18 protein-coding genes are annotated in these 15,550 nt (G+C 32.0%); 11 read left to right on the top strand and 7 right to left on the bottom strand.

The genetic code is table 11. The annotated features are described in order from the left end of the window. On the top strand, positions 1–338 hold a 338-nt coding region (locus V7056_RS12530), incomplete at its 5' end, for a Fur family transcriptional regulator (protein ID WP_499702394.1). Between the two features lie 222 nt (positions 339–560). On the opposite strand, the gene V7056_RS12525 is transcribed toward V7056_RS12530, so the two are convergent. Next, positions 561–977, bottom strand: coding sequence for a VOC family protein (locus V7056_RS12525; protein ID WP_499702392.1), 417 nt, complete (start codon positions 975–977; stop codon positions 561–563). Between the two features lie 279 nt (positions 978–1,256). Between V7056_RS12525 and V7056_RS12520 the strand changes: the two genes are divergently transcribed. The 3 genes from V7056_RS12520 to V7056_RS12510 all read left to right on the top strand — a co-directional run bounded on the left by V7056_RS12520 (position 1,257) and on the right by V7056_RS12510 (position 2,977). Beyond that, positions 1,257–1,712: a hypothetical protein gene (locus tag V7056_RS12520; protein WP_499702391.1), complete on the top strand. Its 456-nt coding sequence runs from the start codon at positions 1,257–1,259 to the stop codon at positions 1,710–1,712. 225 nt (positions 1,713–1,937) lie between these two features. Then, complete coding sequence (locus V7056_RS12515) at positions 1,938–2,408, top strand: CarD family transcriptional regulator (protein ID WP_499702389.1); 471 nt, start codon at positions 1,938–1,940, stop codon at positions 2,406–2,408. Between the two features lie 185 nt (positions 2,409–2,593). Next, positions 2,594–2,977 (top strand): hypothetical protein, encoded by a 384-nt coding sequence (locus V7056_RS12510; RefSeq protein ID WP_499702388.1) that lies wholly within the window; start codon positions 2,594–2,596, stop codon positions 2,975–2,977. Positions 2,978–3,072: 95 nt separating this feature from the next. Here V7056_RS12510 and V7056_RS12505 read toward each other — a convergent pair whose 3' ends face one another. After that, on the bottom strand, positions 3,073–3,285 hold the full coding sequence (locus V7056_RS12505; protein WP_499702386.1) for a hypothetical protein: 213 nt from the start codon (positions 3,283–3,285) through the stop codon (positions 3,073–3,075). Positions 3,286–3,438: 153 nt separating this feature from the next. Between V7056_RS12505 and V7056_RS12500 the strand changes: the two genes are divergently transcribed. The 3 genes from V7056_RS12500 to V7056_RS12490 all read left to right on the top strand — a co-directional run bounded on the left by V7056_RS12500 (position 3,439) and on the right by V7056_RS12490 (position 7,224). After that, positions 3,439–4,848: a SpoVR family protein gene (locus tag V7056_RS12500; protein ID WP_499702385.1), complete on the top strand. Its 1,410-nt coding sequence runs from the start codon at positions 3,439–3,441 to the stop codon at positions 4,846–4,848. 229 nt (positions 4,849–5,077) lie between these two features. After that, positions 5,078–6,703 carry a M20/M25/M40 family metallo-hydrolase gene (locus V7056_RS12495; protein WP_499702383.1) on the top strand — a complete coding sequence of 542 codons (1,626 nt, stop codon included), beginning with the start codon at positions 5,078–5,080 and terminating at the stop codon, positions 6,701–6,703. A 149-nt stretch (positions 6,704–6,852) separates the two neighbouring features. After that, positions 6,853–7,224, top strand: coding sequence for a hypothetical protein (locus V7056_RS12490; protein ID WP_499702381.1), 372 nt, complete (start codon positions 6,853–6,855; stop codon positions 7,222–7,224). Between the two features lie 55 nt (positions 7,225–7,279). On the opposite strand, the gene V7056_RS12485 is transcribed toward V7056_RS12490, so the two are convergent. Together V7056_RS12485 and V7056_RS12480 are read right to left on the bottom strand one after the other, a co-directional pair. Then, positions 7,280–7,411 carry a hypothetical protein gene (locus V7056_RS12485; protein ID WP_499702379.1) on the bottom strand — a complete coding sequence of 44 codons (132 nt, stop codon included), beginning with the start codon at positions 7,409–7,411 and terminating at the stop codon, positions 7,280–7,282. A 166-nt stretch (positions 7,412–7,577) separates the two neighbouring features. Then, positions 7,578–8,348, bottom strand: coding sequence for an arylamine N-acetyltransferase family protein (locus V7056_RS12480; RefSeq protein WP_499702377.1), 771 nt, complete (start codon positions 8,346–8,348; stop codon positions 7,578–7,580). Positions 8,349–8,658: 310 nt separating this feature from the next. On the opposite strand from V7056_RS12480, the gene V7056_RS12475 reads away from it, so the two are divergent. The 4 genes from V7056_RS12475 to V7056_RS12460 all read left to right on the top strand — a co-directional run bounded on the left by V7056_RS12475 (position 8,659) and on the right by V7056_RS12460 (position 12,649). After that, complete coding sequence (locus tag V7056_RS12475; RefSeq protein ID WP_499702375.1) at positions 8,659–9,705, top strand: sulfate ABC transporter substrate-binding protein; 1,047 nt, start codon at positions 8,659–8,661, stop codon at positions 9,703–9,705. Positions 9,706–9,847: 142 nt separating this feature from the next. Continuing rightward, complete coding sequence (gene cysT / locus V7056_RS12470; RefSeq protein ID WP_499702373.1) at positions 9,848–10,684, top strand: sulfate ABC transporter permease subunit CysT; 837 nt, start codon at positions 9,848–9,850, stop codon at positions 10,682–10,684. Between the two features lie 4 nt (positions 10,685–10,688). Continuing rightward, positions 10,689–11,564 (top strand): sulfate ABC transporter permease subunit CysW, encoded by an 876-nt coding sequence (gene cysW / locus V7056_RS12465; protein ID WP_499702372.1) that lies wholly within the window; start codon positions 10,689–10,691, stop codon positions 11,562–11,564. A gap of 11 nt (positions 11,565–11,575) precedes the next feature. Beyond that, complete coding sequence (locus V7056_RS12460; protein ID WP_499702370.1) at positions 11,576–12,649, top strand: sulfate/molybdate ABC transporter ATP-binding protein; 1,074 nt, start codon at positions 11,576–11,578, stop codon at positions 12,647–12,649. A gap of 51 nt (positions 12,650–12,700) precedes the next feature. On the opposite strand, the gene ispG is transcribed toward V7056_RS12460, so the two are convergent. The 3 genes from ispG to V7056_RS12445 form a co-directional block, all read right to left on the bottom strand. Continuing rightward, the gene (gene ispG / locus V7056_RS12455; protein WP_087998913.1) at positions 12,701–13,801 is read right to left on the bottom strand and encodes a flavodoxin-dependent (E)-4-hydroxy-3-methylbut-2-enyl-diphosphate synthase; all 1,101 of its coding nucleotides are present in this window, start codon (positions 13,799–13,801) and stop codon (positions 12,701–12,703) included. 123 nt (positions 13,802–13,924) lie between these two features. Further along, positions 13,925–14,266, bottom strand: a complete 342-nt coding sequence (yqfZ, locus tag V7056_RS12450; RefSeq protein WP_499702368.1) for a protein YqfZ — start codon at positions 14,264–14,266, stop codon at positions 13,925–13,927. A 158-nt stretch (positions 14,267–14,424) separates the two neighbouring features. Then, complete coding sequence (locus V7056_RS12445) at positions 14,425–15,183, bottom strand: DUF1189 domain-containing protein (RefSeq protein ID WP_499702366.1); 759 nt, start codon at positions 15,181–15,183, stop codon at positions 14,425–14,427. Positions 15,184–15,550 lie beyond the last annotated feature (367 nt).

Below are 15,550 nucleotides of genomic sequence, written 5' to 3'. Positions count from 1 at the left end.
TTTTTAGACAAAATAAATATGTAACAGCAAGAGATATCCAACTTGCATTAAAAGATAAATACAAAGGACTTAGCTTTGATACTATATATCGTAATTTAACCACTTTTGTTGATGTAGATGTAGTGGAAGTAACTGAATTGGACGGAGAAAAGCGTTTTAGATCAAAATGCGCTTCAGCTGAACACCACCATCATTTTATCTGTTTAGACTGTGGAAATACGAAAAGTATTCATGGATGTCCGATGGAAAATATCCCTGTAGATTTGCCAGGTTATAAAGTGCAAAGCCATAAATTTGAAATATATGGACTATGTCCGGATTGTAATGTAAATCTATAAATTGAATTACCATTGGTTTACCTTTATTGTAAGAAAATAAATAAAACAATTATTTATTAAAAAAAAAGAAAATAGCTTAGTCTAATGATTCATTTAGACAGAGCTATTTTCTTTTATTGTATGTAAGGTATAATACTTGTTTCATAAAATGGGATATATAAAAAGATGGGAAAAATTGATTCAAGATACTAATAAAACAAAGGAATCATTTCCTTATATGAATTATTGATTACCTTCAGTGAAAACTTGGAATAATACACCAAATTTGTCTACAACTTTTCCATATGCAGGACTAAATCCAGTATCTTGAAGTGGTAATTCTACTTGCCCACCTTGAGATAATCCTTCAAAAATATGTCTTGATTTTTCGATGTCATTTGTAGAAATACAGATTGTAACTTGATTACCCGTTTGATGAGGATATCCTGGGTAAGTATCAGATAACATTAGGTTTGATTCGCCAATTTGAATACAAGCGTGCATAATCAGATCCTTTGAATTAGCAGTTTCAGGGGTATCAGCAAAATCTCCGTAAGTTTGACTGAATTGAATTTGAGCGTCTAACGTTTCTTCGTAAAACTTTATTGCTTCCTGTGCATTACCATCCATAATTAAATAAGGGATTAATTTAACTGTCATTTTATTTTACTCCTCGAATATCAATTTTTTTTATTTAGCCAACTTGTTTACCTGAACCCGATTTCACATCAAATTACTATCCACAAACTTATTATAAAATAAGAACGTACGTTTGTAAATAATGGTTATCTATTTACTTTTCGGCAAAAATAAAGAACCTTTGTTCTTGTCGAAATCACACCTATCAATCCTAAAGGAGAAATTCATCCATTGTTGAATAGTATGGTTTAAGGCTAAAAGTTTGTAAGAAAGATACTTTGCCTAGGAGGATGGGGGTTAATGGATAAACTCAAAAAATATAGAAGATATGTATTACTTTTATTTTGTATTATTTTTCTTTCTTATATTGGCTTATTCTCTGATCCACTTCCTAATGTATTTCAAAAAATAAGTACAGGTACTTTTTTTATCAGCTTAATCCTTTGTCTAGTAATTGTCACAAAGGGTGTTATACAATTTAGCCAAAAAATAGGAAAACTTGCATATTTCCTTGTAATCATCAGCATAATAGGGGCGATTTTTGCCTTTTCAATTCAAACTATTCGTTTAATTGAAGTCATTGCATTATACACGTACTATATCAGTTTGTTAGCAAGTCTAATAGCTGGTGTCGTTGCCATCGTTAAGGAAGAAAAAGGGTTAGCTAAATTATCAGGATTTATTTTGTTATTATGTATCGGCATGATAATTGTATGTACTTTTATTGCGTATAATATTAATATTGGTGGATTCTAAATATAATTGAATTGTCATAATAACATTCCAAGGAACATTATCTTACAGATGAGATAATGTTTTTTTATTTTAGTTAAATAAAGATGTACATAGGAAAACTATATTTTATAAAAAAACACAAAAGTAATTGACAATAATACTTTCGTTTTGATAAAATATTAAATTTGACATTTTTTTTATTCGTGGTATGCTTGAAAGAGTTGTTATTAATGGGGGTGTAGTATATTGTTTGAAATTGGCGATAATATTGTTTATCCAATGCAAGGAGCAGGTGTGATTGAATCCATTATTGAAAAAGAAATTCAAGGTGATGTACAACAATATTTTGTCATTAGATTGCTGATTAAGAAGATGGAGGTAATGATTCCAATTACTAGAATGGATCAATCTAAAATCCGTTTAGTAGTCAATTCACAAACACTTGAGGATGTATTACAAAATTTTCATAATGGACAATCTGATTTGTCTCTTCCATATAAGGAAAGATTTAAAATGAATTCTGAGAAAATGAGAACTGGTAATATTAAAGATGGCTCAGAGGTTGTACGTGATTTGATGCGAATAGATAAAGAAAAATCTCTTAACTCAAGTGAAAAGCAAATGTTAGATAATGCTAAAAAAATCTTGATTAGTGAGCTTGAGTTAATTAAGGGAATTACTGGAATTCAGGCAAAAGAATTATTATTGCAAAATTAAATGGTTGAATTACTTATTTGGCCATTTAAACGATACTTTTTCCTCGGACTAACTGTGCAATTTGATCCTCCTTTACATTTCAAAAGCTATTATAGATTCAATTTTTTTATCCAATAACGAAACAAAACCTGTTACCGTAATAGACATAATTAGTAAGAATCAAAAAAATAAAGGTGGGATTGTTATTGAATATACAAGTTTACATTCACAATTATAGTAGTCTCCTAAATAAAGATAAAGACAACAATATAAGGCTGTCATCTGAAAGTCATAAAAAGCTATTTAAAGCATTTGGCTTAAATCATAATCACTATAAAAAACATGCTGTATATCAACATTTAAAAGATAACTCTACATGGATACTTCTTGCTGGCGGAGAAAATCCAACTGCAAAACAAGATCATGAAGGAATCAAAAAAGATGATGAAAAACCAGAAGTTGATGGTGTTCAACAATCATTTCAGTACGAAGATTTGGTCGATAAAAGACTTCATGAAAAAACATTTCTAATCGAAGAACTAGCCTTTAACGAAGGTCATAATATTTATCGTATTACAGAAATTGATTAATACAAATAAGATTTTTGAAACCTTACTTTCATAAAAAGTAAGGTTTTTTGTAATTGTGTATATATCGACCAAACTAAAAATAAAAAAACACCCAATTAATTGGATGCATATTTCAATATACCGCTTAGAAAAATAGCGTGATCTAACTGTTTATATTCTTTTAATTTTATAAATCCTTCTTGTTCTAACTCTTTGGCGTATTCTTGAATTCTCATTTCCTCTTCCTTCAAGGAATAATCAATACTGATTGAAAAAAAGTTTCCTCTAGTAGCATTGCGAAGGTTTTTCAATAGAATCATTTTGCTCATTACTTCATCTCCCTTCTATTAAACATATTCGACATTTAGTAGCTGTTTACCTCTATCAGAACAAACAAAACAAAAGATTCTATTTATTTCAGATTAGCATATATTGACAAATTTTTTCATACATTGACTATACATAAGGTAGGAGGAAAAATAATGGAATCAAGCAATTATCGTGCACTGGAATTTGCAATAGATGAAATTACTGAAATAGCTAATGGATTTGGACTAGACTATTTTCCCATGAGGTATGAAATTTGTCCTGCTGATATTATTTACACATTTGGTGCCTATGGAATGCCGACAAGATTTACTCATTGGAGTTTTGGAAAACAGTTTTATAAAATGAAGCTTCAATATGATTTTGGACTAAGTAAGATATATGAACTAGTCATTAATTCAAATCCGTGTTTTGCTTTTTTGCTAGATACAAATAGCCTGATCCAAAACAAATTAATTGTAGCTCATGTGCTAGCTCATAGCGATTTTTTTAAAAATAATGTACGTTTCAGTAATACAAGGCGAGATATGGTTGAGAGCATGGCGGCAACTGCTGAGCGAATAAACCAGTATGAACATAAATTTGGGAAAAAAATAGTTGAGCATTTCATTGATGCAGTCCTTGCTATTCAAGAGCATATTGATCCCTCAATTATTAGAAATCAATTACCATGGGCATTGCATGACGAAGATGAGGTGTTGCCTAAACGAATTGGTCCTTATGATGATCTATGGAAATTAGATGATCAGAAAAAAAGCAATACTCCTATAAAACCAAGTAAAAGGAAATTCCCGCCTAAACCTGAAAAAGATCTTCTGCTTTTTATACAACATTTCAGTCGCGAATTAGTAGAATGGCAAAGAGATATTCTAACGATGTTAAGAGGAGAAATGCTTTATTTTTGGGCACAACTAGAAACTAAAATTATGAATGAGGGTTGGGCTAGTTTATGGCATCAACGAATACTAAGAGAGCTTGATTTAACCTCAGGTGAATCAATTGAATTTGCAAAACTGAATGCAAGTGTTGTACAGCCTAATAGGACGGGGATAAATCCTTATTATTTTGGATTAAAAATGTTTGAAGATATAGAAGAAAGATATAATCATCCGACTGAAGATATGATAAAAAATGGAGTGAAAATAGGTTCTGGAACTGAAAAAATTTTCGAAGTACGTGAAATAGAATCGGACACTAGCTTTATTAGAAATTATATAACAAAAGAGTTTGTTATGAGAGAAGATATGTACTTATTTAAACGAGATGGAAAAGATTATAAAATTAGTGATAAAAGTTGGGATAAAGTACGTGATCAGCTAGTAAATATGCGTACTAATGGTGGGTATCCATACATTACAGTGGATGATGGAGACTATTTTAAGAATGGTGAATTATATTTAAAACATGGATACGAGGGTATAGAACTTGAAGTGAAATATTTAGAAAAAGTATTACCATACATTTACCAATTATGGGGACGTCCAATTCATATTGAAACTAAAATGGATGGTAAAGAAGTTTTGTTTAGTTATGACGGGAAGAGTGTGAATAAAAGAAATCTGTAAGCCGCCTATTCAAGGTGGTTTTTTTATGAATTCATAATAATAAATCACGATAAGAGGGTTTTCCTATCCATCTCTAGAAAGTAAAACTATACTAACTGGACATTAAAATTTATAAAGTAGCTCGTTGATACGACAGTTTCTTTAATCAATTATATTTCTATTAGCTATGATTTTATAAAATAAAAGAAACGAATGATAATTAGCTGCATCATTATAGGGGGAAATTCTAATGAATAACTTAAAATGGGGTACACCTGAGGACTTGAAAAATTTACTAATGAAATTAGTAAGCTGGAAGAGTATGACATTGACTGAGGGAGAGCGACAATTTTCATTTAAGCTTCAAGAACTGTTATTTGAATTGGATTATTTTCAAAAATTTCCAGAGTATCTGTCCCTTCATGACACTGATTTAGGACGAAAATATGTAACGGCTCTGTATAAGCATCCCGAAGCAAAGGAAACGATTTGTTTAATCAGTCATTTTGATACTGTAAACACTGAAGAATATGGTGATTTTGAATCATTAGCAACCGAACCGGAAGAATTAACTAAGGTATTTGCCAATCAGTTAAATGAATTTACCGATGAGGTACAAAAGGATTTATTGTCTGGTGAATATTTATTTGGTCGTGGAACAATGGATATGAAAATGGGACTAGCAATGCATATGAGTCTCGTTGAGAAAGCGTCAGTAGAAAATTGGCCAATTAACTTGCTTCTTCTAACTGTTCCAGATGAGGAAGTGAATTCTGCCGGAATGCGATCTGCTGTTACAACACTACATTCAATGAAAGAGGAATACGATATAGAATATAAGTTATTTTTAAATGGAGAACCTGTATTTTCACAAGAACCAGGTGATCCGAAATATTATATATATTCGGGAACAATTGGAAAAATCATGCCTGCTGCTCTTTTTTATGGAAAGGAAACTCATGCTGGTGAACCACTTAGTGGCTTAACTTCACCATATATTGCATCATTTTTAACAAAAAAAATGGAGTGGAATATGAAATTTCAAGAAACTTCCTTTGGTGAACAAACACCATTGCCAGTTACATTACAGCAAAAAGATCTGAAATTAGAATATTCTACACAAACACCATATAGGACATCTGCACTATACAATGTATTTTTAATGAAAAGAAATGCTGCTGAAATTATGGATCTGTTTGAGCAGATTTCAATCGAGGCAGCTAATGAATGTAATGAACAATATGGAAAAGTATGTGAAATACATCATGTAAAACCGATTGGGAAAGTAAACGTTACACGATATAGTGAGTTACTGACTTATGCCACAAATAAGTACGGTACAGAGTATGTTGAGAAAATAAAAAAAGAAGTTCAAAGTCATAACGAATGGGATGATCGTGAGAAATCATTCCGGATTGCCGATAAATTGATGATACAATGTCAAGAACTCGCACCGACAATTATCATTTTATTTGCACCACCTTATTATCCAGCGGTTAATTCTACTGGAAATGAACTGGTTGAACAGTGTATTGATTTTGTAACTGAAAAAGCATTAGAAAAATGTGATTTAACAGTAAAAAGAATTCACTATTTTAATGGCATTTGTGATTTGAGCTATGTAAATTATTCGGATTCACATGAAGGCTGGACATCATTTGAGGTGAATACACCAGTATGGGGGGATACCTATACTTTACCTTTTGACATCATGAAGAGTTTGGATGCACCAGTTTTGAATGTTGGTCCCTTCGGTAAAGATGCGCATAAACGGACAGAGCGGTTACATATGAAAAGTGCTTTTGTGGAAGTACCAATGGTTGTTGAGGAAATGATTTGTAATATTAGTAAACAGTTATTGCACTTAAAAGATTAAATTTGCAGTAAGCATCATATAATGTTCTAAATGTGAAAGTTGGTGTTATTTTGAATAAGAGACTAATGGTGAGTATGATTATTATTGCGATCCTTTTAATTTATGTCTGTTATTCTAACATCTCTTACGTGACTGGGAAGCCGCCGAAAATGAAAATATTTGTTGGTGATCAAATGTTTGATACAAAATTAGGGACATATTGTTGGAAAGGTTTAATGAGCCATAAATGTGTAGAAGCAGTTGGAGCAATTGAACTTTTAGCAGGCGAAAAACCGATTGTTGTCCAGCCTAATGAAAAAATTGAAATTAGAGTAAAATCCAATTTGAAGCCTGGTGAATATAATCTGACTGTTTTGAATGATGAAGCCGAAAAAAGCGTTAAAATCAAAAAAAATCTATTTTCAGCACCAAAAGAAAAAGGGATTTATTATTATGCTTTTAGTGCTTGGTGGATGGATGAAAATAGACAAAATATCTCAAATGGAGATGCATATTATGCATTTGTATTAAAAGTGGAATAGGAATTAGAGAAGAAAATAAGAAAAAAAACCTTCAGATAATTGAAGGTTTTTTTGATTAATATTCTATTTCTTCATAATCTTTAGGATTGGGTGTTGGTGTGTTATTTTTAGAAGCTTCACTTGTTTTATTAATTTCATCTTCTCTTCTTTCATTTATAAATGGTTGGTTTTTACGCTCTTCTTTCATAATCATCCTCCACTCATCATTTTTAACTTTAATATGCTTCATTGAGTAAAGTTTTACTCAAACTTTAGCATTAAAATTTTAATTGTAAGTAGGTTGAAATTGATTTTATTTCAATTGAGTATTGGTTGTTTGCATTGTTAGGTCTTTAAGCCCATGAAAACAACTTTTACACATTTTTATATGACTTAGATGGTTGGAAAATGTCACTGTAAATTTTGTGCCACTCTTCCTCAGAATCAAATTCTGTAATTGTTACTATATGATTTTTCGTTATTTTTAATTGATGATCTGATAAAGTAATTCGTCCGTCTTTTGTTAAACGATTTACAATTTTATTTTTTGTAAAAATGGTTTCATTACTCGTTTGATAATATAAAAATTGCTCTTCAAATTGATGTATTTGTTTGCTTTCAGTAGAAATGAATAGTAAATCCTTCCAAATTAATTCCTCTAGCTTTTGAAGTATATATGTCGTTTCTGTGATGTTGATTACACGGTAAGCGCCGTTTGAGTCAGAATATTCATGATTATGTTCCAATAATATTGGTTCTAAAAACCCTCCACCAACTCCTACATCAGCTAAATACATGTTTCCTTCAATCGTAACAATTAATGCAAGATGTGAAAAATCGGGATTCCATTCTTGTTTCTCATCATTCCAAAATTTTGCAGAAACTTTTTGTACGTCGAATCCTAGCTCAAGTAAGATGGTGGCAAGTAAAGTATTTGTTTCAAAACATATTCCACCACGATTGTGATGAATAATCTTGTTCATTATAAAAGAAGGTTCCATACTAAGTGGCTCACCATTTATAATATCTAGATTTTCAAAAGGTACTGTTAGTAAATGATACTTATGAATTTCTTTCAATGCTTCAAATGAAATTGATATTGGTTTTTTGATGCCGATGTGCTCGAAATATCTTTCAATAACCATTTCATACCTCCCCACGAACATGTTGTTTAATGATAAATTATATTGAGTATACAATGACTTAGAAAAGAAATGTTGTAAAATGAAAAATTTTTTTAATTATCAAAAAACATAGTTGACACATAGGAATACTCTGTTTATTATTAAGCTATTAAATAAATATATGGCTGATTGGAAGACCAAAGGCCCTTAACTATTCAATATAGTTAAGGGTCTTTTTGCATTTGCGCCTTAAAAGGGGAGATTGATATGTGTTGAAGTTCAAAAAGGAGCAACGGCATTAATTAGTACTTGAACTTGAGAGGAGAAAAAAATGAGCGCAAAAATATGGTTAATCAGTTCAACAGTAGCGGTAGTCGTTATAGCGGGTATTTTATATACAACATTAAAAGATGATAAAAAGGCAGTAAATACAACTGCTGATTCTAAAAACATTGAAATTTTAAATGTATCCTATGATCCAACTCGTGAACTTTATGAAGAGATTAATAAATCTTTTAGTAAAAAATGGAAAGATGAACATGATCAAACAGTAACCATTAAACAATCACATGGCGGTTCTGGTAAACAAGCTAGAGCGGTAATTGATGGTTTAGATGCTGATGTTGTTTCATTGGCACTTGGGTATGATATTGATTCGATTAATGAACAGGCAGAATTAATTTCCCCAGATTGGCAAAGTGAATTTGCATATAATTCTACACCTTATACTTCAACAATTGTTTTTTTAGTAAGAAAAGACAATCCAAAGAGTATTAAAGATTGGGACGATTTAACAAAGAAAGGTATTGAAGTTATAACGCCAAATCCGAAAACATCTGGTGGTGCAAGATGGAATTACTTAGCTGCATGGGGATTTGCGGAAAAGAAATTTAATGGCGATGAGCAGAAGGTAAAAGAATTCATTGCAAAATTATATAAGAATGTACCCGTGTTAGATACTGGTGCCCGTGGGTCTACGACAACATTCGTTGAAAAAGGAATTGGTGATGTTTTAATAGCTTGGGAGAATGAAGCTTTACTTTCTGTTAAGGAGTTAGGAGAAGGAAAATATGAAGTTGTATATCCTTCAATTAGTATTTTAGCAGAACCACCAGTCGCGATTGTTGATAAGAATATTAAAGATGATGATACAAAGAAAGTTGCGGAGAGTTATTTAAATTATTTATATAGTGATGAAGGTCAACAAATCATTGCAGAAAATTATTATCGACCAAGAAATCAAGAAATACTTACAAAATACAGTGATCAATATCCAACGTTACCATTATTAACGATTGACAAGGACTTTGGTGGTTGGAAAAAAGCACAAACTACACATTTTAGTGACGGGGGAATTTTTGATCAAATCTATCAGTAATTTACTAAACTTATTAATTAAATTAAAAAAAGTTTAGTAGAATTCAAAATAAAGAATGCTCCGAATTTGATGATGCTAGGGTTGCTAGTCAAATTCGAGTTTTCTTTATTTCATTTTTTATTTTTAGGAGGTATGGCTTACATTGAAATTATTTAGTAAAAAAAATAGAGTCCTGCCTGGTTTTGGATTAACCTTTGGATTTTCTATTTTCTATATTAGTTTTTTTATATTACTACCAATCTCTATGTTGTTTTTAAATTCATTTGACATTGGTTGGTCAAAATTTATTGATATCGTTACTGATCCCCGTGTTATGGCAAGCTATAAAGTAAGTTTTGGTACTGCATTTATTGCAGCAATCATAAATGCAGTTTTTGGCTTATTAGTGGCGTGGGTATTAGTCCGTTATCGTTTTCCGGGGAAAAGAATAGTGGATGCTTTTATTGATTTGCCTTTTGCCTTACCAACTGCAGTTGCAGGTATTACATTAACGACTTTATATTCCCAGGAAGGGTGGATTGGGAAATTTGCATCGTTTAAAATTGCCTATACTCCACTAGGAATTATCATTGCGTTAACATTTATTGGTCTGCCATTTGTTGTGAGAATGGTCCAGCCTGTACTAGAAAATTTTCAAAGTGAGGTAGAAGAGGCAGCAGCTAGTCTTGGTGCGAACCGATTTCAAATATTTTGGAAGGTTATTTTTCCTGGGATTTTACCAGCTTTACTAACTGGTTTTTCTTTAGCATTTGCTAGATCCTTAGGCGAATATGGTTCGGTCGTATTTATATCAGGGAACATGCCGATGAAAACCGAGATCACCCCTTTATTAATTATGACTAAATTAGAACAGTATGATTATGCAGGGGCAACTGCTCTTGCTGTTGTTTTATTAGTCATTTCATTTATCCTTTTATCCATTATTAGTGTATTTCAGAGATACGCCAATAGAGCAGTAGACATTGAAGGGGGGAAATGATTGGATGCAACGGAATCTAAAGATTGAACGAGCGACATTCTTAAAATCATCGGACAAAAAGAAAGGGAACGGGAATTCCATTCAGTTTATTTTAATTGCAATCGTCATCTTATTTTTATCATTATTTCTATTTCTTCCATTGAGTTCTATTTTTATAAAAGCGCTTAGTGAAGGGTTTGAAGTATATAAAGAAGCAGTGGTTAACGAAGATACAATTGCTGCGATTAAATTAACGTTCATAGTGACCATCATTACAGTTCCCCTTAATGCAATGTTTGGAATTGCGATCGCGTGGGCAACGACGAAGTTTCATTTTAAAGGGAAAAACTTATTACTAACATTCATTGAATTACCATTTGCAGTTTCTCCCGTAGTTGCTGGCTTACTTTTTGTTTTATTATTTAGTCCAATTCATGGTGTTTTCGGTGAATGGTTAAAGGAACATAATCTAAAAATCATTTTTTCAACTCCTGGTATTGTTCTTGCAACAATATTTGTAACCCTTCCTTTTGTTGCAAAAGAGCTAATTGCTTTAATGCAAGCAACAGGCAGTTCAGAAGAAGAGGCTGCGTTGACTTTAGGAGCAAACGGCTGGCAAACCTTCTGGAAGGTTACACTTCCAAAAATTAAGTGGGGTCTTTTATATGGTGTGATTCTGTGTAATGCCAGAGCGGTTGGTGAATTTGGTGCAGTTTCAGTTGTATCTGGCCATATTAGAGGTGAAACCATTACGATGCCTCTACATATTGAAAACTTATATAATGAATATCATTTCGCTGAAGCTTACACAGTAGCATCTTTAATGTCTATCTTTGCAATACTTACATTGCTTATTAAAAATATCATCGAATGGAAAACCCATAAAGAAGCAAAACAGTAGGAGTGGATTGAATGTCAATAAAAGTATTGAATGTTATAAAAAACTATGAAAACGAATCTGCTTTAAAACAGATCGATTTAGACGTGAAAAAAGGGGAGTTAGTTGCGTTATTAGGTCCTTCGGGTTCAGGGAAAACAACTTTGTTAAGAATTATTGCTGGTCTAGAAATTCCTGATGAAGGAAGTATTTTATTTGAGGACCAAGATGTAGGTCGGCTCCAAGTAAAAGAGAGAAACGTTGGTTTTGTTTTTCAACATTATGCGCTGTTCCAGCATATGACTGTATTTGATAATATTGCATTTGGGCTCAATGTAAGACCTAAATCGACGAAGCCAAAGAAACGTGAAATTGAAGAAAAGGTAATGGAATTGTTAAAGCTAGTGAAGCTTGAAAACTTTTCAAAACGCTATCCTTCACAATTATCAGGTGGACAGAGACAAAGAGTTGCGTTAGCACGAGCTCTTGCGGTAGAGCCAACTGTGCTACTATTAGATGAACCATTCGGAGCTTTGGATGCAAAGGTTCGAAAAGATTTAAGAAGATGGTTGAGAAAGCTTCATGATGATATCCAAATTACAAGTATTTTCGTTACTCATGATCAGGAAGAAGCGCTTGAAGTGGCGGATCGAGTTGTTATTATGAATAATGGAAAGATTGAGCAAATTGGAACACCTGAAGAAGTATATCATTCCCCAGCAACGCCATTTGTATATGACTTCTTAGGGAAGGTAAATCTATTCCACGGTCGAGTTCAGAAAGGTAGCTTAATCAGTGGTGGTTTAGAAATACCATTACCAGAATTAGAAGATGATGATCATAAAGAAGTGACCGGTTACGTTCGACCACATCAAATCACGATAGAAAAATTTGAGACAAACCAAACTTCAATCAGTGCAATTGTGACTCATATACATGCAGTTGGTCCGGTTGTTTATGTGGAAGTGTTAAGGGAAGATACAAAAGAATATGTAGAAGTGGAATTAATGAATGAATTATTTATCAATTTAAACATTGAGTTAGGGGAGCGAGTTTTTGTTCGTCCTAATGAATTAAAAGTTTTTATACCGCAAGATTATTCAATCTAAAAGAAAAAACATACAAAACCTGAAGTTTTGTATGTTTTTTTGTTCAATTTATTAATTTTTTGCTGCTTCTAGCTCAGCAAGTTTTTCAGCAGCAATTTTATCGATTTCTATCTTTAATTCTTCAACCATTGTTGCTTCAGGGACTTTTCGAACGATTTCTCCGTGACGGAACAGTAATCCTTCTTTACGAGCACCTGCGATTCCGATGTCTGCTTCACGAGCTTCACCAGGACCATTTACCGCACAGCCTAGAACCGCTACTTTAATTGGGACTTTTAATGTAGAAATATATTCTTCAACTTCATTTGCAATACTAATTAAGTCAATTTCAATACGTCCACATGTTGGACAAGAAATTAATGTAGCTGCATTTGAAGATAAACCAAATGACTTTAACAGTTCACGAGCAACCTTTATCTCCTCAACTGGATCTGCGCTTAAAGAAATACGCATTGTATTACCGATCCCTTTGCTGATGATCGCACCAAGACCTGCTGCACTTTTCACTGTTCCAGAGAATAGTGTACCTGATTCAGTAATACCTAAATGAAGAGGATAGCTAAATGCTTTAGCTGCTTTTTCATAAGCTTCGATTGCTAGGTTTACATCAGACGCTTTCATTGAAACAATAATGTCGTGGAAATCAAGATCTTCTAAAATTTTAATATGATGTAATGCACTTTCAACCATACCATCAGCTGTTGGATAACCGTATTTATCTAAAATACGTTTCTCTAAAGAACCAGCATTTACACCGATTCGAATTGGAATACCTTTTGCTTTCGCAGCATTAACAACTGCTTCAACTTTTTCTCTGCGACCAATATTACCTGGGTTAATTCTTATTTTATCTATTCCACCTTCAATTGCTTTTAATGCTAATTTGTAATCAAAGTGGATATCAGCTACAAGAGGTATATTAATTTGTTTTTTGATATCAGCAATTGCATTTGCAGCTCTTTCATCTGGTACCGCAACTCGAACAATTTGACAGCCTGCTTCTTCTAAACGTTTAATTTCAGCAACTGTTGCTTCAACATCATGTGTTTTTGTAGTACACATACTTTGTATCGAAATTTCATTTGCACCACCAACAACTACATTACCAACTTTTACTGCACGTGTTTTACTTCTATGTGTAAGTTCATTCACGAGTAACTCGCTCCTTCAAAAATAACTAATTTCATTTTGTGTTTGTGTACATCTATACATTATCATATTTTCTTCATGATTTCTCTTTTTATAAACTTGCTAAAAAGAAATATACCACAAATTCTATTTATTAGAAGAGTAAAGTGGAAATTTATATGATTTTCCACTTTGAATTTTTGTTGGTGATAGTCCTTTGTTTAATTCAGTGAAATCTTTCGTGATTTTACTAATTGGCTGTGTAAAGTCAGGATTTAGCTCCTCTACAATACCTAAAACTGTATCTCCATTTTTTACTTGGATTTCCTCAAAGTCTGGAAGTGATTTAGTTGATTTAGACGTCTCATCTGATTTAGAAACAGTTGCAACTGTGCTTATATGTTTTGTAGGAATTGTTCCTACTTGAAGATCAAAGAACACGATATAAATAACTAATAGTATGCCAAAGAAATAAAAAATTTTCTTCATATACATCACTCCTTTAGTAGACTATATGCTTGTCCACTCTTTATATTCCATATAAGTATAGAAGTGACCTACTTAATTTTAGTAAAAAATAAGCTTTGTTTAAAAAATCTTTTGTTTAAACGAAAAAAAGATAAAAGAAATGTGTGTACACACTTCTTTTATCTTTTTGAAGGCAATTTTTTTACAGTTAAAGTATACATAACAGCAGATATTATTATAAATAAGATTGTTTGAAATGGGATGTTGATGTTAAATAGTCCAACAACAAAATAAATGACTGTTGGTAGTGTTAAGCTATAGGCAATCATTGCAAATCTATGTCTAAACGTTAAGTTCTTTTCAGAGTGAAATAGTGCAGTGATAAACGCAAGTATTGTTGCGACAATGAAAATAAAGAAACAAGAACCTAAATAAAATAAGAAAAACAATGCAATCATAAAAACCGGTAAAGCTTGCTTAACGTTTTGTATAAATTTAGAAATATCCGCTCTATTTATTTCAGTTTTATCTAATGATAGGTAGGGATAATCCTGTTCTCCAGCATCAGTTTTTATGACAACTCGATCTTTTAGGACCGTAATCGAATATTTATCCTTTGAAGTTGATGATGGTAAACTTGTTTCAGTTGGATAAAATGCATATCTATAGTCACCAATCTTACGTTCAAATGGTTTATTATCATTTACAGTTAAGATTCCTTTATTTAAGGAGATTGTTTGGATGTTTTCTTTTAACAAATCTGAGGCGTTGTTCACTTGGAGTTTTACAGCTTTCTCAAATGAAAAAAAACCTGGAAGAGTATAAAGAATCGCTAATAGAAATAAATAGAATATTGTCTTGCCGATTTTTTGGAGTCTGAACTTTGCAATTGTTTTGGGAGAGTATAGGCTGTACCAAAATTGCTTGAATAGATTCATAAACTCATCCTTCCTTAATCTTGTTATATCTCTTTACAACGTTATTATGTATCTTTTTGATAATTTTGTACAATGTAAGCATTTATATTAGAAAAACTTCAATATTGATCTTTCATAAACTCATTGGGGATAGGCATTACAGGTCTAATCAATGAATGTACATAAAAAAATAAAAAAAGTTTAAAAAAGCATTGACGTTAATTTGGAAACATGTTAAATTAAATATTGTCTTAAGGAAATGTTAAATAATTCCTTAGTAGCTCAGTAGAAGTACAAAGCGTAAACATCTTGAATCACTTTGATGCAGCTTTTTGACAAGCACGTAAAAGATATTGCTTTTTCTTAGTTTATTATTCCGCAGTAGCTC

Source organism: Bacillus sp. JJ664, from assembly GCF_036962205.1.
Taxonomy (GTDB): domain Bacteria; phylum Bacillota; class Bacilli; order Bacillales; family Bacillaceae_G; genus Gottfriedia.
The sequence above is the reverse complement of the archived record's forward strand: the minus strand, read 5'-3'. Positions and strand labels throughout refer to the sequence as shown.

Coding starts and splice junctions, on each gene's coding strand:
- V7056_RS12520 (WP_499702391.1), top strand. CDS start 1,257: ATGGATAAACTCAAAAAATATAGAAGATATGTATTACTTTTATTTTGT.
- V7056_RS12475 (WP_499702375.1), top strand. CDS start 8,659: ATGAGCGCAAAAATATGGTTAATCAGTTCAACAGTAGCGGTAGTCGTT.
- V7056_RS12460 (WP_499702370.1), top strand. CDS start 11,576: ATGTCAATAAAAGTATTGAATGTTATAAAAAACTATGAAAACGAATCT.
- V7056_RS12480 (WP_499702377.1), bottom strand. CDS start 8,348: ATGGTTATTGAAAGATATTTCGAGCACATCGGCATCAAAAAACCAATA.
- V7056_RS12490 (WP_499702381.1), top strand. CDS start 6,853: ATGAAAATATTTGTTGGTGATCAAATGTTTGATACAAAATTAGGGACA.
- yqfZ (WP_499702368.1), bottom strand. CDS start 14,266: ATGAAGAAAATTTTTTATTTCTTTGGCATACTATTAGTTATTTATATC.
- V7056_RS12505 (WP_499702386.1), bottom strand. CDS start 3,285: ATGAGCAAAATGATTCTATTGAAAAACCTTCGCAATGCTACTAGAGGA.
- V7056_RS12500 (WP_499702385.1), top strand. CDS start 3,439: ATGGAATCAAGCAATTATCGTGCACTGGAATTTGCAATAGATGAAATT.
- V7056_RS12485 (WP_499702379.1), bottom strand. CDS start 7,411: ATGAAAGAAGAGCGTAAAAACCAACCATTTATAAATGAAAGAAGAGAA.
- cysW (WP_499702372.1), top strand. CDS start 10,689: ATGCAACGGAATCTAAAGATTGAACGAGCGACATTCTTAAAATCATCG.
- V7056_RS12525 (WP_499702392.1), bottom strand. CDS start 977: ATGACAGTTAAATTAATCCCTTATTTAATTATGGATGGTAATGCACAG.
- V7056_RS12495 (WP_499702383.1), top strand. CDS start 5,078: ATGAATAACTTAAAATGGGGTACACCTGAGGACTTGAAAAATTTACTA.
- V7056_RS12445 (WP_499702366.1), bottom strand. CDS start 15,183: ATGAATCTATTCAAGCAATTTTGGTACAGCCTATACTCTCCCAAAACA.